The 25136-nt window shown below is 60.1% G+C and carries 19 protein-coding genes; 8 read left to right on the top strand and 11 right to left on the bottom strand.

Annotated elements, in window-relative coordinates; all coding sequences use genetic code 11:
- Nucleotides 1–50: 50 nt before the first annotated feature.
- Complete coding sequence (locus tag AC24GY_RS27270; protein WP_487689468.1) at nt 51–1763, top strand: Eco57I restriction-modification methylase domain-containing protein; 1713 nt, start codon at nt 51–53, stop codon at nt 1761–1763.
- Nucleotides 1764–1771: 8 nt separating this feature from the next.
- The gene (locus tag AC24GY_RS27265) at nt 1772–2515 is read left to right on the top strand and encodes a PaeR7I family type II restriction endonuclease (protein ID WP_487689465.1); all 744 of its coding nucleotides are present in this window, start codon (nt 1772–1774) and stop codon (nt 2513–2515) included.
- Between the two features lie 20 nt (nt 2516–2535).
- On the opposite strand, the gene AC24GY_RS27260 is transcribed toward AC24GY_RS27265, so the two are convergent.
- The 4 genes from AC24GY_RS27260 to AC24GY_RS27245 all read right to left on the bottom strand — a co-directional run bounded on the left by AC24GY_RS27260 (nt 2536) and on the right by AC24GY_RS27245 (nt 6552).
- Nucleotides 2536–3600 (bottom strand): sialidase family protein, encoded by a 1065-nt coding sequence (locus AC24GY_RS27260; RefSeq protein WP_487689462.1) that lies wholly within the window; start codon nt 3598–3600, stop codon nt 2536–2538.
- Between the two features lie 112 nt (nt 3601–3712).
- Nucleotides 3713–4486, bottom strand: coding sequence for an SDR family NAD(P)-dependent oxidoreductase (locus AC24GY_RS27255; RefSeq protein ID WP_487689459.1), 774 nt, complete (start codon nt 4484–4486; stop codon nt 3713–3715).
- 342 nt (nt 4487–4828) lie between these two features.
- The gene (locus tag AC24GY_RS27250; RefSeq protein ID WP_487689455.1) at nt 4829–5965 is read right to left on the bottom strand and encodes a hypothetical protein; all 1137 of its coding nucleotides are present in this window, start codon (nt 5963–5965) and stop codon (nt 4829–4831) included.
- Nucleotides 5966–6138: 173 nt separating this feature from the next.
- A complete protein-coding gene (locus AC24GY_RS27245; protein WP_487689453.1) occupies nt 6139–6552 on the bottom strand; it encodes a hypothetical protein in 414 nt (137 codons plus the stop codon).
- Between the two features lie 211 nt (nt 6553–6763).
- Between AC24GY_RS27245 and AC24GY_RS27240 the strand changes: the two genes are divergently transcribed.
- Nucleotides 6764–7717 (top strand): hypothetical protein, encoded by a 954-nt coding sequence (locus tag AC24GY_RS27240; protein WP_487689451.1) that lies wholly within the window; start codon nt 6764–6766, stop codon nt 7715–7717.
- A gap of 459 nt (nt 7718–8176) precedes the next feature.
- On the opposite strand, the gene rbfA is transcribed toward AC24GY_RS27240, so the two are convergent.
- From rbfA to nusA, 3 genes are all read right to left on the bottom strand, one after another.
- Nucleotides 8177–8575 carry a 30S ribosome-binding factor RbfA gene (gene rbfA / locus AC24GY_RS27235; RefSeq protein ID WP_487689449.1) on the bottom strand — a complete coding sequence of 133 codons (399 nt, stop codon included), beginning with the start codon at nt 8573–8575 and terminating at the stop codon, nt 8177–8179.
- Nucleotides 8576–8664: 89 nt separating this feature from the next.
- Nucleotides 8665–10911, bottom strand: coding sequence for a translation initiation factor IF-2 (gene infB / locus AC24GY_RS27230; RefSeq protein ID WP_487689447.1), 2247 nt, complete (start codon nt 10909–10911; stop codon nt 8665–8667).
- 89 nt (nt 10912–11000) lie between these two features.
- Nucleotides 11001–12266: a transcription termination factor NusA gene (nusA, locus tag AC24GY_RS27225; RefSeq protein ID WP_422321583.1), complete on the bottom strand. Its 1266-nt coding sequence runs from the start codon at nt 12264–12266 to the stop codon at nt 11001–11003.
- A 210-nt stretch (nt 12267–12476) separates the two neighbouring features.
- On the opposite strand from nusA, the gene AC24GY_RS27220 reads away from it, so the two are divergent.
- Nucleotides 12477–13901, top strand: coding sequence for a sulfatase family protein (locus AC24GY_RS27220; RefSeq protein ID WP_487689445.1), 1425 nt, complete (start codon nt 12477–12479; stop codon nt 13899–13901).
- 97 nt (nt 13902–13998) lie between these two features.
- Here the strand turns inward: AC24GY_RS27220 and AC24GY_RS27215 are convergent, their stop codons facing one another.
- A complete protein-coding gene (locus tag AC24GY_RS27215; RefSeq protein WP_487689443.1) occupies nt 13999–14406 on the bottom strand; it encodes a type II toxin-antitoxin system VapC family toxin in 408 nt (135 codons plus the stop codon).
- A gap of 341 nt (nt 14407–14747) precedes the next feature.
- Complete coding sequence (locus tag AC24GY_RS27210; protein ID WP_487689441.1) at nt 14748–15005, bottom strand: hypothetical protein; 258 nt, start codon at nt 15003–15005, stop codon at nt 14748–14750.
- Nucleotides 15006–15261: 256 nt separating this feature from the next.
- Between AC24GY_RS27210 and AC24GY_RS27205 the strand changes: the two genes are divergently transcribed.
- Genes AC24GY_RS27205 through AC24GY_RS27190 form a run of 4 tightly spaced genes read left to right on the top strand, consistent with a single transcriptional unit; the run spans nt 15262 to nt 20349 of the window.
- Nucleotides 15262–16227 (top strand): ABC transporter ATP-binding protein, encoded by a 966-nt coding sequence (locus tag AC24GY_RS27205; protein ID WP_487689439.1) that lies wholly within the window; start codon nt 15262–15264, stop codon nt 16225–16227.
- Nucleotides 16224–16982, top strand: a complete 759-nt coding sequence (locus AC24GY_RS27200) for an ABC transporter permease (RefSeq protein WP_487689437.1) — start codon at nt 16224–16226, stop codon at nt 16980–16982. Before AC24GY_RS27205 ends, AC24GY_RS27200 begins: the two co-directional genes overlap by 4 nt.
- An 18-nt stretch (nt 16983–17000) precedes the next feature.
- Nucleotides 17001–18497, top strand: coding sequence for a DUF7088 domain-containing protein (locus AC24GY_RS27195; protein WP_487689435.1), 1497 nt, complete (start codon nt 17001–17003; stop codon nt 18495–18497).
- Nucleotides 18498–18513: 16 nt separating this feature from the next.
- On the top strand, nt 18514–20349 hold the full coding sequence (locus AC24GY_RS27190; RefSeq protein ID WP_487689433.1) for a DUF4340 domain-containing protein: 1836 nt from the start codon (nt 18514–18516) through the stop codon (nt 20347–20349).
- Nucleotides 20350–20431: 82 nt separating this feature from the next.
- Here the strand turns inward: AC24GY_RS27190 and AC24GY_RS27185 are convergent, their stop codons facing one another.
- Both AC24GY_RS27185 and AC24GY_RS27180 read right to left on the bottom strand, forming a co-directional pair.
- Nucleotides 20432–21943, bottom strand: a complete 1512-nt coding sequence (locus AC24GY_RS27185; protein ID WP_422320976.1) for an efflux transporter outer membrane subunit — start codon at nt 21941–21943, stop codon at nt 20432–20434.
- An 8-nt stretch (nt 21944–21951) separates the two neighbouring features.
- Entirely contained in the window at nt 21952–25131 is a 3180-nt protein-coding gene (locus tag AC24GY_RS27180) for an efflux RND transporter permease subunit (RefSeq protein WP_487689430.1), read from the bottom strand.
- Between the last annotated feature and the right edge of the window lie 5 nt (nt 25132–25136).

Raw genomic sequence — 25136 nt, 5'->3', positions numbered from 1 at the left:
ACAAACCTCTGTGCTGTGACGGAACAACGAACAGCCTCATTTAAAACGGCATGATTTCAGCGCTCAATTCCCCTCTTCCAGGTCTGTTTGATCCCGCTGTGTTACTGGCGGGTGCAATCGAGCGCCTGTCACTGAGCGCAGGCTCGGAAAGAGGTGCCGTGTTTACGCGACCTGAGGTTGTGGAATTCATGCTGGACCTTGTCGGTTACACGCCAGAAAAAGACCTTTGCGGAATGCGGGTGCTTGAACCTTCTTTTGGTCACGGGGACTTCCTTGAAGGGGTAATCTCGCGGCTGCTGAAATCATGGAGCCGGAGTGGGAGGCGTAACACTGACCAGCTCGAAGCTGCACTGGTGGGAATCGAAGTGCACCGTGATACCTTCCACTCCACCAAGCAGAGGCTCAAAGAATTCTTGGTTGGGCAGGACGTTGAGGCAGAAACCGCAGACCGGCTTTTGAAGGCATGGCTGCATCAGGACGACTTCCTCTTGAAGCGAATGCAGGGCCATTTTGACGTGGTTGTCGGGAATCCTCCCTATGTGCGGCAGGAGATGATTCCCAATGAACTGCTATTTGAGTATCGTCAGCAGTTCTCGACGATGTATGACCGTGCCGATCTCTATGTCCCCTTCATCGAGAAAGCGCTTACCCTGCTTAATCAAGGTGGTTCAGTGGCTTTCATCTGTTCCGACCGCTGGATGAAAAACAAATATGGCGGGCCTCTCAGAGAGATGGTCAGCCGTGACTTCCATCTACGGTATTATGTGGACATGGTGGGCACTCCGGCATTCACCACCGAGGTGACGGCGTATCCTGCAATCACGGTCATCACAAGAGAGAAAGGAGTCATTACACGCGTCGCGCACAGGCCGGAGATCAATGCTGAAGGACTGAAGCTGCTGGTAAGCAAGCTGAAGGGCACAGGCAAAGAACTCAATGGCGCGGTGAAGGAACTGCCTGCGGTTGTGGGCGGATCAGAGCCATGGGTTCTTGAAGAGGACTCGCTGGAGGGACTTGGCCTGGTGCGTCGTCTGGAAGCTGCCTTCCCCACGCTCGAAGAAGCTGGGTGCAAAGTGGGCATCGGTGTAGCGACGGGCGCAGACCGTGTCTTTATCGGAAAGATGGATGAACTGGATGTAGAACCGTCCCGCAAGCTGCCTTTGGTGATGACACGAGACATCGATGCTGGTCATGTGACTTGGCATGGTCTCGGAGTGGTCAATCCTTTTGGTGATGATGGCAAGGCCGTGGATCTTGAGAAATTTCCGCTGTTGAAGAGCTATTTTGAAAAGCACAGCGCAGATTTGAAGAAGCGCCATGTGGCGCAGAAAGGTGGTGGTTGCTGGTATCGGACCATCGACAAGATCACCCCGAGTCTGGCGCGTCAGCCGAAACTCCTGATCCCCGACATCAAGGGCCGGGCACATGTGGTTTTTGAAGAAGGCCTGCTCTACCCTCATCACAATCTGTATTTCATCACGTCAGACGAATGGAATCTTAAAGCGTTGCAGGCAGTACTGATGTCTGGTCTGGCAAGGCTCTTTGTGGCGACCTATTCAACGAAGATGAGAGGTGGTTGCTTCCGCTTTCAGGCACAATACCTTCGCCGTATCCGCATCCCAAAATGGTCCAGCATTTCTACATCTGTGCAGGACTCACTGATTGCGGCAGCGGAATCCGGCGATGAAACAGCCTGCAATAAAATCGTTGCGAAAATGTTTGGTCTCAGTTCCAAAGAGCGTGAACTGATTGCAACAAACTAAGGACTTCCATGGCACTCGATTTAGTAAACTACGAAAAGAAGGCTCGGCTGGCGGTCAAGGCTTTTTGGGGTGGCCGTGAATCGGCAGCTCAGAAGCAGCTTGTTTCAGGCAAAGTGGATCAAGGCAGCCGTGGAGCGGTCACTGGCGGCAAGAACATGGATGGCTTCATTCAGATTGTGACGGACTTGGTTCATGCCAATGGATTCTCGCATGCTGAGATTCACTTGGAGCGCAAGGTCCTGACTCTTCCCGGGTATTTCAGACCTACCAAGCTGTGGGACCTGCTGATACTGAACAAGGGAAAGTTGATTGCAGCTTTGGAGTTCAAGTCACAGGTGGGTCCATCCTTTGGAAACAATTTCAACAACCGCACCGAAGAGGCCATCGGCACTGCTCATGACTTTTGGACCGCGTATCGTGAAAAGGCGTTTGGCGAAGAAGCGGCAAAGCCCTTCGTCGGGTGGCTCATGCTCGTGGAGGATGCACCAGAATCACGCACCCCCGTGCGGGACGCATGTCCACATTTTGCGGTCTTCCCTGAATTTCAGAAGGCTTCCTATCTTGACCGATACAACATCCTTTGCAAAAAGCTCGTTCGTGAGCAGCTCTATACCAGCGCAACCATTCTGGCTTCACCCAGATCGGCATCACGCGACGGTGCATTCACAGGACTGAGCGAGATGACCAGTTTCAAAAGTTTCATCACAAGCTTTGCTGGTCATATCGCAGGCGCAGCGGCCGCAAATCCATAAATCAAACAGGCCAAACGCCCTCACTTCAGCATAAGCTCCGCGAGATAGATCGCGGTGATGGTCTTCCCTGCGGCGTCTTTTTCGTGGCTGGAGTAGTAGGAGACGAGGGCGCGTTTGTCTGAGAGCTGGACAAAGCCGGGGTAGGAATTGTCGCCGCCGCTGGGGAGTTCGGCGAACTCTTGCAGGGCATCGCCGACGAGCCAGCAGAGCGAGGTCTTGGCGCCGTGCTCCTGGGTGGTCTTGCGGCCGCCGACGAGGGTGTGCTCTCCCCATTTCACGACGAGCGGGCCGCCCACGGGGCGGTCCAGGCTTTGACGGCTCCACTCGGTGAAGGGTGGCCGGGAGCGGATGACGAGGGCGTTCTTGCCGCCGCCATGACGCCCGATGGCGAGCAGGCTGCCGTCCTTCTCAAAGAGAAAGGCGGTTTCGTCTCCGGCGGCCTCGGCGAAGTAGGCGCGCTTCTTCCAGATGAGGCCTTCATCGCTTTCCAGCAGGAGGGACTGCACTTTGTCGCCCTCGCCTTTGGGGCCGATGTCATACCCCGGCTTGCGCCGGCCGCAGAGGTAGGCCTTGCCACCGGAGGCGGCGGCGCGCCAGATGTAGAGGCCGAAGGTGCCCTCCAGCAGCTCGGGCTCGCTCCACTTCGTGCCATCATCGCTCCAGGTGGCGAAGCCGAGCATCTTGTTCATGTCGTAGTCCTTGGGCAGGATGCTGCCGGGGCCGCTCCACCAGGTGCCGGTGTACACGAAGAGCCGGTCTTTGAAGACGAGGAAGTGGGGATCACGCGTGTCGCGGTCCTTCACGGCAAAGCGGTGCACCTGCGTCCACGTGGCGCCGTCATCCGTGCTGCGCATGACGATGGCGGAGGCGGTGTTGAAAACCATGTGGCCGTCCGGGCAGCTGCGGAAGCAGAGGTAGAGCTGGCCGCGAAAGCGCACGAGATCCGTGAAGGCATTGTGCTCCCCATTGTGGAAGATGCGGCGGATGTTGCTGACGGTGACCTGCGGCGGTGCATCGGCAGCGTGAGCGGAGCCAAGCAGCAGAAGGGCGAGTGTGGTGAGGAGGAAAGACGGGATGTTTGGCATGCGGACAGTACGCACGCAGCCCTGCGGTTTCATGCAGGATCACCGCCCGAAAAGTGAAAGTCGCCGCCGTTCATTTTCAGCACCCGACGTTTGGCGGAAAAAACACGCACTCTTAAAACCTACCACCATCCACCATGAACTGCTGCGCGGTGCAGGCGGCGCCATCGTCCGCCGCCAGGAAGAGGACCATCTGCGCGAATTCCTCCGGCAGGATGCGACGCTTGATCGCCTGATCTCTCATCGTGCCCGCTTCGCCTTCGGGAGACCACCATTTGGTGAGCTGCCGCTCCGTGGGCACCCAGCCGGGCAGCACGGTATTCACCCGCACGCCATGGGGGCCGAAGGTGCGGGCCATGGTGCGCGTGATGCCCTCCACCGCTGACTTGGCGATGGCGTAGCCGGGAAAGAAATCCTCCTGCATCATGTAGCTGCTGGAGCCGATGTTGATCACGGAGCCGTGCGCAGCGGCGATCATCTGCGGCGCCAGGGCCTGGATGGCGAAGAAGTAGTGCCGCAGGTTGGTGTGGATCCGGTTGTCAAAATACTCGGGCGTCACGTCCTGCCATGCGTGGCGGTCGTCGTTGGCGGCGTTGTTCACGAGGACGGTCACGCTGCCGAGATCCCGCACCGCCTCTGCGCAGGCCACCTTCAGCGCAGCGATGTCCAGCAGATCGACCTCATAAAACAACGGCGCATGCGCCACGCCCGCGTCCGTGCAGCGCTGGATCGTCGCCTGCGCATACGGCACATTTTTGTCCACAAACGCCACCCGGCTGCCCTGCCGCGCAAACTGCTCCACCAGCGCGCTGCCGATGCCATCCGCACCGCCCGTGATGAAAACAGTGCGGTCCACAAGCGAAGGATAACGGGCGTATTGGGCAGGCATAGGCGGTGGGCGATAGCTGACTCCTGCCGGCGCAAATGCCAGATAAAAGATCAGAAAGGATGGGATGGGGGGAGTGGCGTGCGCGAACGCGGCAGCGTTTTGGAGTGCGCGCGGCAAGCCTGGGCGCGACGCCGCTTTCGCAGGCCGGACGGCACTGCAAGAAAGGAGAACCCTCTGCACCTCGCGAAAGCGGTAGCTCCGATGCAAGCTTGCGCCTTGCATCTGCGCGACCGCAGTCCAAAACGCTGCCGCGTTCGCTCAGCCCCCAATGGCCCGCCTTGACCAAGATCTCTTATCCCCCGGTTCTCCCGCGCTGGGGCAGCAAACTCAGCACGGTGAAACCTATGTAGATGCTGCGTCCGGTGAAGGGACGGCGGGCTGCGTCGCGGGAAAATGCTCCTTGCTGCACTCGGGGCAGATGCCGTGGGACACGCTGGCCTCGGTGTGTTTGGCGATGTAGGAGGCCACATCGTCCCAGTAGCCCTGATCGTCGCGGACCTTCTTGCACCAGGCGCACATGGGCAGCAGTCCCTGCAGGGTGCGGACTTCATCCAGCGCACGCTGCAGCTCCGCGATCGTGCGATCACGCGCCTCCACGGCCTCACGCCGCGCGAGGTCCTGGAGGTGCAGCTGGCGCGCTGTGGCAAGGACCAGCACGGTGAAAAAGACCAGGGTGCAGACGACGAAGAACGCCGCCCCGGCGGGCGAATCATACAGGCCTGCCTTCCTCCCGCCCATCCTGAGCCAGCCGAGCAGCAGCGGCAGCAGGATGGCCGCCGGCAGCAGCCGCCGCGCCATGATGCCGCCCGTGGTCTCGCTGAACAATATGTCCTTCGCATCACCGGCCTCGTGCCTGGCGCAGTACAGGCCCGCGCACAGCAGCAGAAACCCCAGCGAGGTATGAATGGCCATGCCGGTGATCTGGCTGATGCCCACTTGAAACACGAAGCCAAAGAGGTGCCCCACCAGATTCGCCAGGGCAAGGAAGGCCACGCAGACCAGCAGCGCACGGGATACCACATTCCACCAGCCACGCCTGCGGCCGGCGGAAAGCAGGAGCGCCACGCCAAAGAACACAAAACTCACGGCCGTCTGCGATGACATGCGGCCCGGGGTGTACTTGCTCGTCTCACGCGCTTGCTCCTGGATCAGCAGATTGTCGATGCCAAGATCCAGCCCGGAGATGTGCTCCACCAGCGTGAGCCCGCCGGTCAGGATGACGAGGCCCGCGCAGATCTGCCCCATCCGCCGGCAGCACAGGCTGCGGCAGGCCGCCGCGCCGCGCAGGGAGAGCCCCGCAAGGAGGAACACCAGCGCCGCATTGAACTTCATGGCGATGCTTCCCGGCACGATGCGCTTGAGCAAAGACACATCAAAGATCCATCCGGCGATGGCCGCGCCCCCGATGCCGATCACCAAAAGACTGAAGAGATTGGTCCAGCGGGCGAGCCCTGGATGAGTCGTGGGAGGAACCGGCATGCGCAGTGTGAAAAAGACGGGAGTCGAAAAGTGATGGAGGGGGGAAGGATCGTAGGCAGCCGGGCAGGTCTGTCATACCAAATGGCCGTTCACCCCCTGCCCCTGAAGCTCATGCCCCAGCAGCGCGCAATATTCACAGCATAAAACACAATCCAGGCGCAAGCACTCCGCTGTCACCGGACTTCAGCGGCACCTTGGGCATCAGCCGCAGGAGCGACTGCGGGTGTCCTGGGGTAGAGCAGAGTCTTGGGGCAAGGATCTCCCGTGGGGAGGTCATCAGGGATCGGCTCCGGGAGGGTGACATCGGGTAGAGCATAGACATACTTCCCTGGCGGCATCCGAAACAGCCAACAATCGACAAGCGGGTAATACCTCGCATTGAAGGCCTTGTCCGCAGCAGACACCGGGGCGACTGCCACCACCGGCGCAGGCTGCCGCATCTGCGCGCTGAGCAGCGCAAAGCAAGCGATCAAGCCCCCGCACAGGCACAGGATGAGGCCCATGCTGAAGCCTGCCCCAGAACCCGACAGCATGGCCGTGAGGCGGTACGAAGCACCCGTGGATGGAAGGCGAATGCTGCTGGCCATGCCCCGCTTATACCGGACCGGCGGAAGGCGTGTCAATGATTTCACCGGCAATCCAGTTCAGACTGTCAGGCGGGTGCAGAAAAAAAAGCCCATCCTTGGAGCCACCCCAAGACCGCACTCTCCTGGTGCGTCAGACAGGGTGCCGGCCATTAAGCCCTCGCATTCCTCCCATCTCCATCCTGATTGAACGATCCCAAATACGATCCGCCTCATGAAACTGCTCGTTCTCATATGCCTCCCCTGGCTCATAGCCGCCCAGGCTGATGCTTCCGTGATTCATATCATCTCCGATCCTGCCATCGAAGGAGAGCCGCGCCGCGTGATGGAGGAGGCGACACGGACTTTGACGACCACCGGCAAAGGTCTGGCGGCGCTGGAGCAGCTGATCTCCAGCTTTCCGCCGGAGGTGCTGGACAGCATGGGCACCAGCTCCTGCTACAGTTACACCGACCCGACCCGTGCAGCGGCTTTGCAAGCCCTCCACGCCTGGTACTCCATCGACTTCATCGAAGAAGCGATGCAAAGCGGCTCCGACGATGCTGCCTACTGGGCGCTGCGAAAGCTCGCGCATCAGGCCATCAACAGCCCGAACAAAGACGAGGACACCGACAGCACGCGCCGCCTGGCAGCCGTCAAAGGAGTCGTCACTCACGACGTCAGAACACGTCTGATCCCCGTCTTGGAAAAACTGCGCACGGCGAAGTCGGAGCGCACCCGTACCGAGGCCCTCAAGTTCGCCCAGGGTCTGCTGCTGGACCGTGCGGCGTTTCTCCAATCGCTGCAGGAGAAAGATGAAAAGGTCCTCAACACCACCCTCATGGAGATGCTGGATCGCGTGCACATAGATCCCCACCTCACTCAGGAAATCTGGGCCGTCCTGGCTCGGGCTCAAACCGACAGCCTCAGAGGCACCTGCCTTCGTTATCCCTGGCTCTTGGATCTGCCGGAATGGACTGCCGCCAAGTCAGCCCTGCTGGCGCAATACCTCAAGCAACCGGGTTCCGCTGCCTACATCAATGCTATCTCCGCACTGTGGGCTATCACCATGTCAGACAATCCTCTGGCGGAAAAGATCTTTGCCGGCCTGCCCATGATCGACGATCAACACCTCCAGGAACAACTGGCCAGGATGCAAAGTCAGCATAGGAAACGTCAGGCGCGCTAGATAGCAGCGTGTGCAGGGCCTTTCGAAAACAAGCCCGGACTGATGAAGCCAGAGGCTGCCATCGGCTTGCTTCGGCCTTTCCTCTCCCCTTCCAGCGGAAGATCCAGCACTCTGGCTGTAGGTTGGGTGTGTTTGGCGTCGAGGGCTGCAAATGCTCCACCGCATGCTTCGCCAAACCGCCCGACTTCGAGGATGTTCGTACGCCACAGCGCGTTGCCATACGCTGGTGGACGGGCGGGCTGTCGCCACACCCATCCTACGAACGTTGCGCAGAGCTCTGGCCGTAGGTTGGGTGTGTTTGGCGTCGAGGGCTGCAAATGCTCCTCCACGCGCTTCGCCAAACCGCCCGATTACGAGGATGTTCGTACGCCACAGCGCGTTGCCATACGCTGGTGGACGGGCGGGCTGTCGCCACACCCATCCTACGAACACTGCACGGCGCTCTGGCCGTACGTTGGGTTACTTGGCAGGGCTGGCGGGCGGCGCTGCGCCTTCCTCACCTTCCACCGGAAGATCCGGCAGCGGCGGGGGGAGATTGTCGATGATGTTCAGCAGCGGCACGCCACGCTCGACGGATTTGTCGAGGCGGAAGAAAAGCTGGGGGCTGCTGCGCAGTTTGACGCGCTTGTACAGATCCCGCTGGATGAACCCACGAGCCTTCACGAGCTTGGCCAGGGCCGCGTCCTGCTGGTGCGGCTTGCCGATGACACCCACATACACAAAGCACTGCCGCATGTCCGGCGTGGGGCTGACGTCGTGAATGGTCACGAGGCAGCCTTCGTTGCGGAAATCCTTCTCGAGGATGGTGCTGAGCTCACGACGAATGAGCTCGCGTACTTTATCGACTCGGAGGGACATAGGGGCAGTTGAAAGGGGGCAGGTTTCAGGTTCCGGTCAGAAGCGTGAATGGCACGCTCATGACCTGAAACCTGATACGACGGGCTGGATCAGAGAGTTTGGGCGATTTTTTCGAGTTCGTAGCACTCGATGACGTCGTTTTCTTCGTAGTCGCTGAAGCCGGAGAGCTTGATGCCGCACTCCATGCCGTTGCGCACTTCGTTGACTTCGTCCGTGAAGCGGCGCAGCGTTTCAAAGCCGCCGTCATACACAGCCTGGCCGCCACGCAGCACGCGGGCGCGCTGCTTGCGGTTCATGACACCGTCGGTGACGACGGAGCCGCCGACGAAGCCCTTGTTGACCTTGAAGACCTGCTTCACGCGGGCGTGGCCGATGACCTTCTCGCGGGTGATCGGATCGAGCAATCCGGCCATGGCTTCCTTCACCTGATCGATGAGTTCGTAGATGATGGAGTAGAGCTTGATCTGCACCGTCTCGCGCTTCGCCACGGTGAGGGCCTTGTTCTCCACCTTGACGTTGAAGCCGATGATGATGGCGTCCGAGGCGCTGGCCAGCAGGACGTCGGACTCGTTGATGGCGCCGACTTCCTGATGCAGGATGTCGAGGTTGCACTTGTCGCTCTTGATGTCGGTGAGGCACTTGGCCACCGCTTCCACGGAGCCCTGCACGTCGCACTTGAGGACAATTTTGAGGGCCTTCTTGTTGCTGTCCTCGATGCTGGCAAAGAGATGCTCCAGGGTGGAGCGGCGCGGCACGTTGAGCTTCTTCTGGCGGATCTCCTCCAGGCGCTCTTCGCTGAGCTTCTTCACGTCGCGCTCGCTGTTCATGACGACGACTTCGTCGCCCACGTGCGGCATGTCGCTGAAGCCGATGACTTCGCAGGGCATGCCCGGAAGCACTTCCTTGATGGACTCGCCGCGGTCATTGATGATCGCCTTGACCTTGCCCCAGAGCGGGCCGCAGATGAAGGCCTGGCCGACTTTGAGCGTGCCCTGGCCGACGATGACCGTGGCCACAGGGCCTTTGCCGGCCACCATGGAGGATTCGATGACCGTGGCACGAGGGGACGCCTTGGGGTCCGCCTTGAGCTCCAGCACTTCAGCCTGGAGGGACATGGTTTCGAGCAGGTTGTCGAGTCCGAGCCCGGTCTTCGCGGAGACTTCCATGACTTCGATCTCACCACCCCAGTCCACCGGCGCGAGTCCGATGTCCTGCAGCTGGCTTTTCACGCGCAGCACGTTAGCAGTAGGAAGGTCACATTTGTTCAGCGCGACCATGAGCTGCACGCCAGCGGCTTTCGCATGGCTGAGCGCTTCTTTGGTCTGCGGCATGATGCCGTCGTCTGCAGCGATGACGAGCACCACGATGTCCGTGACTTTGGCACCACGGGCGCGCATGGCCGAGAAGGCGGCATGGCCGGGGGTGTCGATGAAGGTGATGGGCTTGCCGTTGTGCCAGATGCAGTAGGCGCCGATGTGCTGCGTGATGCCGCCTGCTTCACCGGAGGTGACCTGCGTCTTGCGCAGAGCATCCAGGAGGGAGGTCTTGCCATGGTCAACGTGACCCATGAAGGTGATGATCGGGGCGCGGAGCTCCAGTTTGTCCTCCTCCACCTCTTCAACGACCTGGGCCACAGGCTCGACGATGACTTCTTCCACCTTGTGGACGCCGCCGCCTTTTTCGCGCTTGTCGCGCTCCAGCTTGAAGCCGTGCTTCTCACAGATTTTCTCGGCGATCTCGATGTCGATGGCCTTGTCCGCGCTGGCGAAAACCTTGAACGCGATGAGCTCGGAAATGATCTTGAAGGGCTTGAGGCCCATCTTGTCCGCCAGATCCTTCACCACGATCGGTGGCTTCAGGTGGATGATTTTTTCACCGCTCTCACTGACCTCAAACTCCGGCACCACCACCTCGGCAGGAGGGGCATGCACGATCGGGACGATCGGCTTCGGCGGAGTGGGGTCGTTCAGCAGGGAGATGGGCGGCAGCGCGTTGTGCTGGGCGTTTTCATCCACCGGGCGGCGGCGCACCTTCGGCTTTTCATCATCCTCAAAGAGGTTCAGCGCGGCGGCTTTGCGCTCGTCCAGCGTGGGTTTGGCGGGGACGACGGGCTGTGGCGCGGGCGCGGGTTCCTCTACTTTTTTGGCTCCCAGGGGCGGCAAGGCATTGCCCCCTCTGACCGGCCCTCTGCTCCGGGGCTTCTTTTCCTCAATCAACGACAGCACCTTCCCTTTGGCTTCTTTTTTGGGAGTGGCGCTATCGGCAGGCACAGCCGCCTCAACGACTTCGTCGGTGGGGGACTTGCTCTTTTTGGCGGAGGAGGGTTTGCTGGGCATGAGAGAATGAGATCGGGCGAGCGGCGTGGGAGGCTGGCTGGTCGTGAGTTGGGGGTTGGTTTGAAATCGTTGTCATGGCGGCACAGGGGCTACTCCTTGGAAGGAGAGGAAGCATGTGCTGCGGCTTTGTCGAAAATCTGCTGGGCCAGGGCTTGGTCGCCATCCAGCACCTCGGCGATGTCAGAGACATCCACCCCGGTGGCCAGAGTTTTGAGATCACCCATGCCGCCTTGGGTCAGCTGGCGGGCCACATCCTCGGTGATGCCAAGGGCGTCCACGAGATGATGCACCGCGCTGCCCATCTGGCCTTCGAAGACCTCGGCGGCGTGTTCATCCTTCTCGATGACGAGATCCATGCCCACGAGGCGCGAAGTCAGGCGCGCATTCTGGCCGCGGCGACCGATGGCCTTCGAGAGGTCTTCGTCGCTGACGGTGAGGCGGGCTTCCTTCTTGTCCGTGTTCACGGAAATGGAGAGGACCTTGATCGGCTTGAGGGCTTCACGCACGAACTCGGCGGGATCCGCTTTCCACCGGATGATGTCCACCTTCTCGTTGTTCAGCTCTCGAACAATATTCTTTACGCGTGCGCCACGCAGACCGACGCAGGCACCCACGGGGTCCACCTTTTCATCGGCGCTGTGCACGGCCACCTTGGTGCGGTAGCCGGCTTCACGGGCGATGCTGGCGATCTCCACGGTGCGGTCACCGATTTCGCTGACTTCAAATTCAAACAGGCGGCGCACGAAATTCGGATGCGCACGGGAAAGGATGATCTCAGGGCCGCGGCCGCTGTCCTTTTCCACGGCTTTCACATAGAAGCGCATGCGGTCGCCGGGGGTGTAGTCCTCGGTGGACACACGCTCCTTGGAGGTCATCACGCCTTCAAACTTGCCGAGGTCCACGATCACGTCGGACTTTTCAAAGCGGCGCACCACGCCGCTGACGACGTCACCGGTGCGGTCCTTGAATTCTTCGTACAGGTTTTCTTTCTCCGCCATGCGGAGGCGCTGCAGCATCGTCTGCTTGGCCGTCTGCGCGGCGATGCGGCCCATGTTGTTGGGCGTGACTTCGACTTCGATCTCATCCCCCAGCACGGCGCTCTTCTTGAAGCGCTTGGCCGTTTCGAGCGGAAGCTCCTCCCAGCGGTTGGTGACAGTCTCCACCGCGATCAGTTTGGCGAAGGCTTTGATGGTTCCTTTGTCAGGATCAATGTCGATGCGCAGTTCCCGGGCGGGACCGATGCTTTTCTTGGAGGCGGCGAGCAATGCCTGTGACAGGGCCTCGACCATTTTGTTTCGGTCGATTCCTTTCTCTTTCTCGTAATAGTCGAAGAGGGCTTTGAGTTCGCTGATCATATGAAATTCGTGTTTTCACCAGACAAAAAAGAGCGGGGAGGACCCCACTCTCGCCGTGAAAACGCTAATTCTGTCCGGGAAGGACGCGGATCATAAAGGAGGGCTAGGAATCAGCAAGCAGAAAAATTGTGTGGAAGTGCGCAGTTTTCTCAGGCGTTTTCATGAGGGCCGATTTATTCCCACACCCTTCACTCCCAACCCATTTCAAACATGCGCCCCCTGCTTTCTGCCATCCTGGCCCTGATTCTTGCCCCGCAAGCGGCCTCTTCGGCGTCCTCCCAACCCAATATCGTCGTAATTTTTATGGATGATATGGGTTATGCTGATGTCAGCTGCTTCGGCGCGCAGGGCTACCAGACCCCGAACATCGACAAGCTGGCCGCCGATGGCCGCAAATTCACCAATTTTCACGTCGCCCAGCCCGTGTGCAGCGCCTCCCGCACCGCCCTGCTCACCGGCTGCTACCCGAACCGCGTGGGCATCCACGGCGCCCTGGGCCCGAGTGCCAAGCATGGCATCAGCGCCGACGAAACGACCCTGGCGGAGCTGGTGAAACAAAAGGGCTATGCCACCGCCGCCGTGGGCAAATGGCACCTCGGTTCCCTGCCCCAGTTTCTCCCCACTCAGCACGGCTTCGACCAATACTACGGCCTCCCCTACTCGAACGACATGTGGCCCTTTCATCCGCAGGCCAAGAAGGCTTTTCCCAAGCTGCCCATGGTCGAAAATGACCAGGTCGTGGATGCCGATGTCACGCCTGAGGATCAGACCCACCTCACCACCGACTACACCACCCGGGGCGTGCAGTTCATTGAGAAAAACAAGGACAAACCCTTCTTCCTCTACCTCGCCCACAGCATGGTGCATGTGCCCCTGTTTGTGAGCGACAAGTTCAAGGGCAAGTCCGGCAAAGGCTTGTTTGGAGATGTCATGATGGAGGTGGACTGGTCCGTGGGCCAGATCATGGAGACGCTGAAGAAAAACGGCCTCGAAGACAACACCTGGGTCATCTTCACCTCCGACAACGGCCCCTGGCTCAGCTACGGCGACCATGCCGGCAGCGCAGGCCCGCTGCGCGAGGGCAAAGGCACCTGCTGGGAGGGCGGCACCCGCGTGAGCGGCATCATGAAATGGCCCGGGAAAATCCCCGCCGGCACCACCACCGACACCATGATGATGACCATCGATCTCCTGCCCACCATCGCCCACGTCATTGATGCGAAACTGCCTGAGCACAAGATCGACGGCCTCAACTGCTGGCCCATCGTCTCCGGCGCACCGGATGCCAAAAACCCGCACGATTTCTACGCCTTCTACTACGAGCAAAATCAGCTCCAGGCCATCAGCAGCGGAGACGGCCGCTGGAAGCTGCAGCTCCCCCACACCTACCGCAGCCTGCCCACGGACATCCCCAAGGCCACCGGCGGCAAGCCGGTCAACTACAAGCCCGTGAAGATCGAGCAGCCCGAGCTCTACGACCTCTACGGCGACCTCAGCGAATCCAAGAACGTCGCAGCCCAAAACCCAGACGAAGTGGCCCGCATGCAAAAGCACGCCGAAACCATCCGCGCCGAACTCGGAGACAGCCTCATGAAGCAGCCCAAAGGCAGCGGGACACGGGAAGCGGGGAAGTGAACGAAACGCCAGCTCGAACCCTGCATCGCCCCCATCTGCACCTTTCATCAAACGTCGATATTCTGAGGCATAGGGTTCACAATCCACGAGGGGCCAACTACAGCTTTTGAAGAAAAGCGTCGGGGTGGATCGGAGGCACCGGCCCTTTCAAGAAGCCGGCCTCATCTCGGGTAACCAGCCAGTCCACGCCGCTGGCCGCTGCCGCAGCGGCAATCAAGGCATCTTCGTAATCGGTGATGCCATATCCAAGCGCCTCCCTGGCATCGTCCTGCCCCACGGTGGCCACACTAGCCCAGGTGAGGAGGGCACGAATCATCTCCAAAGCATAAACCTCACCGCGCTTCCTGGCAGTGATGTAGAAAACAGTCGCAATCCAGTGCCAGGCCACAAAAATCTCAAACCCACGTTGATCGCATTCATCCAGAACTGCCTGGCTAGCAGTGTAAAACGGCAGCCTCTGCACGACAATGTCCAGAAGGATATTGGTATCGAGAAAAACGCGCATGCGATCTCAGGTTTGGCGGTGTCTTTGCAAATCAAAGGAGTCCCATGCCGTCGGGACAAACCCTGCTGTTGACCGCAGCAAGGACGGCGCAGCTTTTTGAGCGCCTGCGACGCAACAGACCCGAAATCACGGACCCGCACAGCGGTTCCCTACCTTCCCTGAAGCTCCGCACGCGCGAAGGGCTGGTAGGGACGCGTTGTGCGCGTCCCTAGAATTCTTTGTCCCAGCGTGGGCTGCCTGCCTCTGCACTCCCCCTTTTCAAAAATCCCCGCCCTCACGACCTGCCATCATCCCCAGCATCTTTCCTCCAGAGTGCCATCTTCCATTTGCGAAGACACCGCCTAGACCCCGTACTTTTCCTGAAAATGCGCCATGCGCACCTCTTCCGTTGTCTGTGCATCCTGGCCTTTTGCCGCACCTGCGTACTTGCGTGCCCAAGCCCCCGCCCCACCCTTGCTCGTCTTCGGGGGCTGTGCTGCAGCTTTCACAATCTGAATCAGCAAGGTGGAACCCATTTCAGCCACGATACGCAGACTGTCGCCTTGATGTAAATCAAGGCTGCGCATCTGTTCGGCAGGAATCTGTTTGGTGATGGTCATGACGAGGATTTCCTGCTTGAGCATACCTCAGACACTCCGGATTCCAATCCCAATTCCACAGCTTGACGCCCACGGCCCCCGCCATGGGATCATCTTGATCCCCGAGTGGGCGTGGCGAGGCGGTAAGGGATCCAGTCGATACCCCTCCCCTCATTCATTTTTGCGAATGCCTCATTGCGAATTGTCATTCAGGCGAGCATAGGCTTAAATTTACCCTCTTAACCATAACCCAGCCACTCCCCTTTCCCTCCCAGTCATGATTGATGTTCAGGAACTCACCAAGCAGTATGCCGGACGCACTGCGGTGAACAACATCTCCTTCCAGGTGGAACCGGGGGAGATCGTGGGCTTTCTGGGCCCGAACGGAGCTGGAAAATCCACCACGATGCGCATCCTCAGCGGCTACATGCCGGCCACCTCGGGACGGGCCATCGTGGGAGGCTTTGATGTCTTTCACCAGTCCATCCAGGTGCGCCAGTCCGTGGGCTACATGCCGGAAAATGCCCCGCTCTACACGGACATGCGGGTCAAGGAGTACCTGAAATTCCGCGCCGAGCTCAAAGGGCTCTCCGGCCTGACCATGCGCCGCCGCATCGGTGAAGTCATGGAGCTCACCGGCGTCACCGACATGCGGAAGCGCCTCATCGGCAATCTCTCCAAAGGCTACCGCCAGCGTGTGGCGCTGGCAGACGCCCTGGTGCACAAGCCCAAGCTGCTCATCCTCGACGAGCCCACCAACGGCCTCGACCCCGTGCAGATCCGCCATGTGCGCGATCTGCTGCGCAATCTGAAGTCCAAGCACACCGTGCTGCTTTCCACGCACATCCTGCATGAAGTGGAGCAGACCTGCGATCGCGTGATCATGATCCATCAGGGCCGCATCCGCGCCAATGACACCCCGGCGAACCTCACGCGTCAGCTGCGGTCCACCACGCTGCTGCATTTGGAAATCGAAGGCACCGGCAATCTGGCCGAAAAACTCTCCGCCATCAACGCCGTGCGCAAGGCCACTGAAGAAGACTTGGTCGTTCATCCTTGGCGGCGCTTCACCCTGCGGGTGGAACCCGATCACGACGTGCGCGATCAAGTGATGGAACTCGCCTTGAAGGAAAAATGGCGCATCCGCGAGATGCACCGCCAGCTTCCCACCCTGGAGGATGTCTTTGTCGAACTTTCCATGAACGCGGGCACCCCCACCGACATTCCCACCCACGTCCTATGAGGATATTCTGGATTCTGCTCAAGAAAGAACTGCACTCCTTCTTCGTCTCCCCCGTGGCCTACGTGGTGCTGGCGCTGGTCATGGTGCTGAATGGTTTCGCCTTCCGTGCCGCGCTCTCCGTGCTGGAAAGCGCGCCAAGCGAAGGCTCCATCGTGAGCTGGACCTTTCACGCCATGTGGTTCTGGCTGTCCTACTTCTTCATCTTCCCGCTGCTGACCATGCGCCTCTTTGCTGAGGAGAAAAAGATGGGCACGCTGGAGACCCTCTTCACCGCCCCGGTGCGTGCCTGGCAGGTGGTCGGCTCCAAGTATCTGGCCGCCGTCATCGTGTACTGCGTGCTGTGGCTGCCCAGCCTGTTCAATTTCAAGTTTGCCCACTGGATCTCCGCCGGCCAGGTGGAGCTGCCTGCGGGTGCCGTCGGCGGCGCGTATCTCATCCTGGTGGTGATGGGCATGTTCAATCTCGCAGTCGGCTGCTTTGCCTCCTCTCTGACCACGAATCAGATCGTCGCCGCCATCATCTCCTTCACCCTGAGCCTGATGCATTTCCTGCTGGGCATCTTCATCATGGTCGTGGGCCGCAAGATTTCCGACACCATCGTGGACATCGTCAATTACTTCGCCGCCACGGAGCATATCCGCATCTTCACCGCCGGCCTCATCGACAGCCGGCCCATCATTTATTACTTCAGCATGTCGCTGCTTTTCCTCTCCTTCACCCACCACGTGGTTGAGTTCCGCCGCTGGCGCCCGTGAGCCGATAATTCCAACACCATGCCGGATTCCGAACAGAACAACCCGCCAGCCAGCGCCGCCACCAAACCCATGCCGAAGCGTTATGGCATCGGCCTGAATGTCGCCCTGCAAGTCCTCCTGGCACTGGCGTTGTTTGCGGGTGTCAACCGCCTCAACTACTACCACTACTGGCGCTGGGATCTCAGTGCCAGCCAGGACTACACCCTCAGCCCCGCCACCCGAAAATACCTGGACAGCCTCTCTCGCGATGTTCAGATCAACATCGTCTTTGGCCGTGATTCCAAGGTGTATGGCGAAGTGCAGTCCCTCCTGGAGGAATACCACCTGCACGGCAGGCAGCGCATCAAGGTGCGCTCCATTGATCCCGTGCGCGACATAGAGCGCGCCGAGCAGCTCAAGGCAGACACCGGCCTCTCGCTCGCTCAAAACGGCGTGCTCATCCGGTGCGGCGCCAACAAGCGCTTCATCACCGAGGAGGAGCTCGTCGTTCGGGAAAAGGGCACCAGCACCAACAAGCAGATCATCGAATTTCGTGGTGAAGACGCCATCTCATCCGCCCTCATCTCCGTCGTGGAAGGCCGTGTGCGGCGTTTCTATTACGTCGTCGGCAAAGGCAGCCGCTCGGGTTTGGGGCAGAGTGACTCCTACAACGCCGCCATCGATCTTGGCAGGCAGCAGAACTTCGAAGTCGTTCAGGTGAATCTCTCCGAAGTCGCCCACATTCCCACGGACGCCGACGGCCTGATGATCCTGGGCTCACGCTACGACTTTTCCGAACGTGAGATCGTCATGCTCAACAATTACTGGCAGTCCAAGCGGGCCGGCATTTTCATCATGCTCGATCCCGGCGGTGAAACCGCACGCCTCAACGCCTTCCTCACAGCCAACGGCCTGCATCCCCGTGGCGACCGCGTTCTGATGGCGGAGAGCACCAGCACCGGCCCCAAGAAGGAATTCACCGTGCTGGGCGAATTCATCAAGGAGGTGCCCTTCATTCGCCATCTGAGCTCCTCCGCCATCACGCTGGCCGGGCAGACGGAATCCCTGGAAATCATCCCGGAGAACACCTCCCTCAAGGAGCAGTCCATCAGTGTCAAGCCGCTGATCCTTGCCGCACCGCGCTACTGGGGTGAAAAGCAGTTTCTGGAGGAACTCCCCATCGCCGACGAGGAGGACACTCTGCCGCCCATCTATGTGGCAGCCAGCATCGAGCGCGGCGCCGTGGGTGACGAAACCCTGCGTGCGGACAGCTCGCGCATGGTCGTGGTTTCCAACGCCACCCTGCTCGACAAGCAGACCATGCTCGCCGTCAGCCGTGACTTCGCCTCCGCCGGGCTGAACTGGCTGATGAACCGCGAAAGCTTCATCGGCATCCCCGCCAAATCCAAACACTCCTACCGCATTCAGCTCACCACCAAGCAGCATGAGCTGATCTTCTGGATCACTTCCATCACCCTGCCGGGCGCCGTGCTCGGCTTTGGTTTCATGGTCTGGGCCAGCAGGCGGGCCGCATGAGCACCGACTTTGACGCATGAGCGCACGCACCACTCTTCTTCTCTTTCTGCTCGTGGCCGCCATGGGCGCGATCATCCTTGGCATCGAGCGTTACTTCCCCTCCGCCATAGACAAGCGTGAAGTCAGACGTGGCCCCACCCGCTTCGAACGGGAGAAAGTCACCCGCATCGAAATCCTCACCGCTGAAAACGTGCCGCTCACCCTCGTGCGTGACGGCAATGCCTGGCGGATCGAGGCGCCCTATGAAGATCTGGCCGATCCCCAGAAAGTCGCCGCGCTCATTCTCACCCTCCATGGTGTCGAATGGATCCAGCGAGTCCATCAGGAGGAATTTGATGAGACCGAATGGCAGAAAACCGGTCTGGACAAACCCCGCTTCAAAGTGCGCCTCCTCGCCGGAGATGTGCCGCTTTATGAATGCTCGTTCGGCTCACCTGGCGCCGTCGAAAACAGCCTCTACATCGGCATTCCAGACCCCGCCCACAAAGATATCGCGTGGTACCTCGCCAAAAGTGAAGCGCCGATGGTCCTGCAGATTCCCGCCGCCTCCTGGCGCGACCCCAAGCTTCTGCGTCTGCCTGCGGAAGTCATCACCAGCATCACCCTGAGCCAGCCCTCCGGGCAGATCGTACTCAGCCGTGAAAATGAGCACACCCCCTGGCTGCTCGAAAAACCGCTCAAAACACGCGGCAGCAAAGAGCGCATCACCGAACTGCTCTCCACCATTCTGAACATCGAAATCACCGAGGCCAAGGATGTCACCGCCACGGCCAAGGAAGACGCGCAGACCGCCCATGCCGATGAAATCAAAGTCACCGTGGAGTCCAAGACACGCGGCAAATCCTACGAGTTCACCGTCAAGAAACCTGCCGATGAGAAACAGGCGGTCACCACCGCCACCACCGCCTATCGCAAACCTGCCTTCACGGTCGTCGCCAAAAACCTCCTTGGCCTCTGGGTCGGTCCCAATGCCCTGCGCGACCACCTGCTGGCGCAGATCGACGGCGAGCACCTGGACTTCATCACCATCACCAGCAAGACCCACCCGGAGATCAATCTGCGCAACGAAGGCGGCTCCTGGTACCTGCAGCGCCATGGCAAATGGGACCCCGCCAACGGCGAACGCGTCTCACGCTGCCTGGACGCGCTCAACAGCTATGAAATCCTCCAGTTCGCCGCAGACTCCGCCGCAGACCTGACTCCCTTTGGCCTGGACGATCCCTTCCAGACCGTCACCTGGACTCCGCAGCGTGAAAAGCCGGTGAAGCTCATGTTTGGCCACAATGCAGAAAGCACGCAGTTCTTTGCCAAATACGACAGCGAGCCCTTCATCTACCGCATTGATGCCTCCCTGCTGCCTTCCCTGCCCACCGATGGCATCAAATGGAAAGGCCTCGGAGCCCTGCGCTTCACCACCTTCGCCCTGCGTAAAATCACCATGGCTCAAGGTGCCTTTGCCCCCACGATCCTCGACTACAACCCCGTCACCGCCGAATGGAAAGCCTCACGCGGCGGCCATGACATCACCGCCGAACTCGACCGCGTCAAAGCCGACCAGCTCGCCGCCGGCCTCTCACGCTTCACCGTGCAGGATTGGGCCGCAGACCGCAGCGATGCGCTGCAGGCCTTGAAAACTCCCTTCCTCACCATTCAGATCGTCCTCGGCGAACCTGGCCGTCTCGACGGCCCCGTGCGTGAGATTGAAATCCTCTTCTCCCCGACCCAGCCGAATGCCAGCACGGCCTTCTACTTTGGCCAGATCAAAAACGATCCCGACATTTTCTACATCACCAACAACGCCCTGCTGCAAATCGCCGGCATCAACATCTTCAAGCCCAAGCAGGCTAAGTAGTTTCACGTCAAAGCGCTCAGTCCACCCAGTGAAGTGGACGAGCGCTCAGCATGGATCAAAAGCGGTGCTTTCGAACAAGGGTTCAATCCTTCTTGAACCACCCCTTCACCTTGGTGAAGAAACCTTTCTTCTCGGCGGTTGAACCACGGGCCGCAGGGTCTGCCGTGGCGACGGGAACCGTGACAGGAAGGCTTTGATCCCAGCCGCCGCCGAGCGCCTTGATCAAGCTGACGCTGGCGATCAAGCGCTGTCCGGCCAGCGTGGCGCAGGCACGCTGGGTGGCAAGCAGCGAGCGGTTCGCCTCGATCACATCCAGATAGGGGCTCGTGCCCGCTTCATAGCGTGCATGCGCGATCTCGGCGGCTTTTTGAGCGCTGTCACGCGCACGGTGCTGCGCCTCGGCTTGAGTGCTGAGATTGCGCAGCGCGGCCAGGGCGTTTTCCACGTCGCTGAAGGAGACAAGCACGGCCTGCCGGTAGTTCGCCAGCGCCTCATCATGCGCAGCACGGCTGCGCTCCGCAGCAGCCCGGTTCTTGCCGCCGGACAGCAACGGCACGCTGATGCTGGGCCCCACGTTCCAATTGAGGCTGCTGACCTCGAAGAGATTGGCCGAGTCACCGCTGAGATAGCCGCCGTGTCCGATCAGCTTGATGCTGGGAAAGAAGTTCCCTTTCACCACACCAATCTGCGCCGTGGCAGAAGCGAGCGCACGTTCGGCAGCGGCCACATCGGGGCGGCGCTCCAGCAGGTCAGTGGGCGCTCCGACGGGAATGGCCGGAGGTGTGGGCAGAAAGCTGGCGTTGCCCCCGAGCTTGAAGGCGCTGGGATTCGTGCCGGTCAGCAGGGCGATGCCGTTTTCAAGCTGGTCGCGCTGATTCTGCAGCGCGCTCACTTCCGCCTCGGCGGTGGCCACTTCCGTCTCTGCCTGCGCCTGCTCCAGTTCGCTGCCTGCACCGGCCTTCACTCGGGCACGTGCGATGTCCAGCGCCTGCCTGCGCCAGCCGACGGCCGCACGCACGGTCTGCAGTTCACCATCCAGAGCGCGGATGCGGAAGTAATTCGTGGCGACATCGGCATGCATGCCGAGCAGCACATTTTGCATCAAGCTGGCGGCGGCGGAGGCATCCGCACGCGCGCTTTCCACCTGACGGCGGATCTTGCCCCACAGATCCAGCTCCCAGCTGAAGTCGAGCGGCACATTGTAGCTCGGCCCCACATAATGCAGGCCTCCCAGCGGAAAGGCGCTCGGCATGTTCGGCGAGGTTCGCTGCGTGGTGATTACGGAGTTGATGTCCGCACTGGGAAAGAACGCCGCACGGGCGATGCCGGTGCCGGCACGCGCCTGGTCAAAGCGTGCGACTGCGGCCTTCAACGTTTGATTGTGAGCCGTGGCGCGCGCCATGAGATCGTTCAGCCGGGCATCGCCAAACACGCGCCACCAGTCGCCTTTGGGCAGTGAGTCCAGCGGACGTGTTTCACGCCAGCGGATGGCGGATTTGTAGTTCGGTGGTGTCACCGTTTCGGGACGTTCGTAGTCCGGCCCGATTTGAGCGATGGCACTGGTCGCGAGAAGGAATGAGAAGAGGATGCGCATAACAGGAATCAATGAGGGACAGGAAGGGCGTCGACAGGAATCTCAGCGGCAGGAGCAGCGGTCTTTTTCTTGTGCCCCATCATCACCAGGACATAGAACACGGGTGTGAAGAACAGGCCGAGGAAGGTCACCCCGATCATGCCGGCAAACACCGCAGTGCCCATGGCGCGGCGCATTTCAGCACCTGCACCTGTGGAAACAACCAGCGGATACACACCCGCGATGAAGGCGATGGACGTCATCAAAATCGGACGCAGACGCAGGCGGCAGGACTCAATGGCCGCCTCCAGGGGGCTGAGGCCATGATCAAACTTCTCCTTCGCAAACTCCACGATCAGGATGGCGTTTTTGCATGCGAGGCCGATCAGCACGATGAAGCCGATCTGCGTGAAGATGTTGTTGTCACCGCCGGTGATCATCACCCCGGCCAGCGCAAACAGCAGGCACAGCGGCACGATCAGAATGATGGCCAGCGGCAGGCGCAGGCTTTCATACTGAGCGGCCAGCACCATGAACACCAGCAGGATGCAGAGCGGGTAAATGTAGATGGCCGTGTTTCCTGCGATGATCTTTTGGTAGGTAAGATCGGTCCACTCGAATTCAAATCCGCCCGGCAGGCCGTCTTTGGCCAGCTTGGAAATAAGCTCCTCGGCCTGGCCGGAGCTCAGCGGCGGCAGCGGTGCTCCGTTCAAGTCCGCCGCAAGGTAACCGTTGTAATGCGTGACGCGATCCGGGCCAAAGCCCTCCTTCACTTTCACCAGAGAGCCCACAGAAACCATGTCACCTGCGGCGTTGCGCGTCTTGAGCCGCGTGATGTCGCTGGGATTGTCACGGAACTGCTGCTCCGCCTGCGCGACCACCTGATACGTGCGACCAAAGCGGTTGAAGTCATTCACATACAGGCTGCCCAGATTGATCTGCAGGGTCTCAAAGAGATTCGCCAGCGGCACGCCCTGAATCTTCGCTTTCTCACGATCCACATCCGCCTCGATCTGCGGCACGTTGACGGTGTAGCCGGAGTAAACCTGCGTGAGTTTCTGCGTGCCATAGGAGGCGCCGACGAGCTTCTGCGTGGCCTGATAAAGCGCCGCGTAACCCTGGTTGCCACGGTCCTCCACCATGAGCTTGAATCCGCCCGTGGTGCCGATGCCGTTGACGGGCGGCGGCGGGAACATCATGACCATCGCATCTTGAATGGCCATGAATTTGCCATTGAGAGTGTTGGCAATCGCAGCGCCGCTCAGTTCGGGCTTGGTGCGGTCTTCGAAATTGTCGAGACCGACGAACACGATGCCGGCATTCGGGCTGATCGTGAAACCTTGAATCGACAATCCAGGGAAGGCGATGGCGTCCTTCACGCCCGGCTCATCCATGGCGATCTGGGACATGCGGCGCATGACGTCGTCGGTGCGGTCCAGCGAAGCGCCATCTGGCAGTTGCGCAAAACCGACGAGGTACTGCTTGTCCTGTCCGGGCACAAAGCCCTCTGGCACGATTTCAAAGCCTTTCCACGTCGCCCACACCAGCCCGCCATAGATGATGACGGCGATGACGCTGAAACGGATGATGCGCTTCACCATGCCGACATACATGTTTGACGACCACTCGAAGAAGCGGTTGAACGGCCGGAAGAACCAGCCAAACAGAGCATCAATGATCTTCGTGAGAATGTCCCGTTTGTCGCCATGACCTTTCAGCAGCAAGGCGGACAGCGCGGGGGAAAGCGTGAGCGAATTGATGGCCGAGATGACCGTTGAGATGGCAATGGTGACGGCAAACTGCTTGTAGAACTGTCCAGTCAGCCCGCTGATGAAGGCGGTGGGAATGAACACCGCGCACAGCACCAGCGCCGTGGCGATGATGGGCCCGGTCACCTCCGTCATGGCCTGCTGCGTCGCCGCCAGCGGCTTGAGGCCGTTGCGGATGTTTCGCTCGACGTTTTCGACGACCACGATGGCATCATCCACCACGATCCCGATCGCCAGCACCAGGCCGAAGAGAGACAGGTTGTTGATGGAAAAGCCGAGCGCGTGCATCACCGCAAAGGTTCCGACAAGAGACACCGGCACCGCTGCCAGCGGAATGATCGACGCACGCCAGGTCTGCAGGAAGAGCACCACCACGAGCACGACGAGCAGCAGCGCCTCGATGAGCGTGTGAATGACCGCATCGATGGATTTCTCCACGAACACCGTCGGGTCGTAGGCGATCGCATAATCCACGCCTTCGGGCATTTTCTTCTTCAGCTCCGTCATGCAGGAACGCACCGCCTGTGAGACGGCCAGCGCGTTCGCACCTGGAAGCTGGAACACCCCCATGCCCACGGCACGCTTGTTGTTGAGCAGGGCGCGCAGCGAGTAGTCGCCCGATCCCATCTCAGCACGTGCCACATCACGCAGGCGGAGCTTTTCGCCATTCGGCCCGATTTTGACAATGATCTGGTCAAACTCCTCCTCGCTGATGAGACGCCCCTTGGCATTCACCGTCAGTTCAAACGAGGCTTCTTTGGTCGGCTGCTGGCCGATGGTGCCTGCCGCCACCTGGATGTTCTGCTCGCGGATCGCATTCACGATGTCGCCGGAGGTCAGGCCGCGCGCCGCCGCCTTGTCAGGATCAATCCACACGCGCATCGCATAGTCGCCACCGCCGAAGATGTTCACCTGGCCGACGCCCGAAAGGCGCGTGAGCTCATCCTTCACATTGAGCGTCGCGTAGTTGCGCAGGTAGATCTCGTCATAGCGTTCATTGGGGGACAGCAGATGCACCACCAGCGTCATGTTGGGTGACGACTTCACGGTGGTCACCCCAAAGCGGCGCACTTCCTCCGGCAGCTTGGGCAGCACCTGGGCCACGCGGTTTTGCACCTGCATCTGCGCCAGATCCAGCTCCGTGCCGATCTTGAAGGTGACGGTCAGCGTCATCACGCCGTTCGCCGTGCTTTGAGACGACATGTAGAGCATGTTTTCAATGCCGTTGATCGTCTGCTCCAGCGGCGAAGCCACGGTTTCAGCGATCGTCTTCGGATTCGCACCCGGGTACGTCGCCGTCACGATGACCGTGGGCGGCGCGACTTCGGGGTACTCGGAAATCGGCAGTTGAAACAGGGAGATGGTGCCGAGGATGAAGATCAGCAGCGACAGCACGCCCGCAAAAATGGGGCGCGTGATGAAGAAACGGGAAATGTTCATGGAAG

The organism is Prosthecobacter sp. Pr1 (assembly GCF_057652315.1).
Note: the sequence above shows the minus strand (reverse complement) of the source record. Positions and strands in the feature narration are given on the sequence as shown.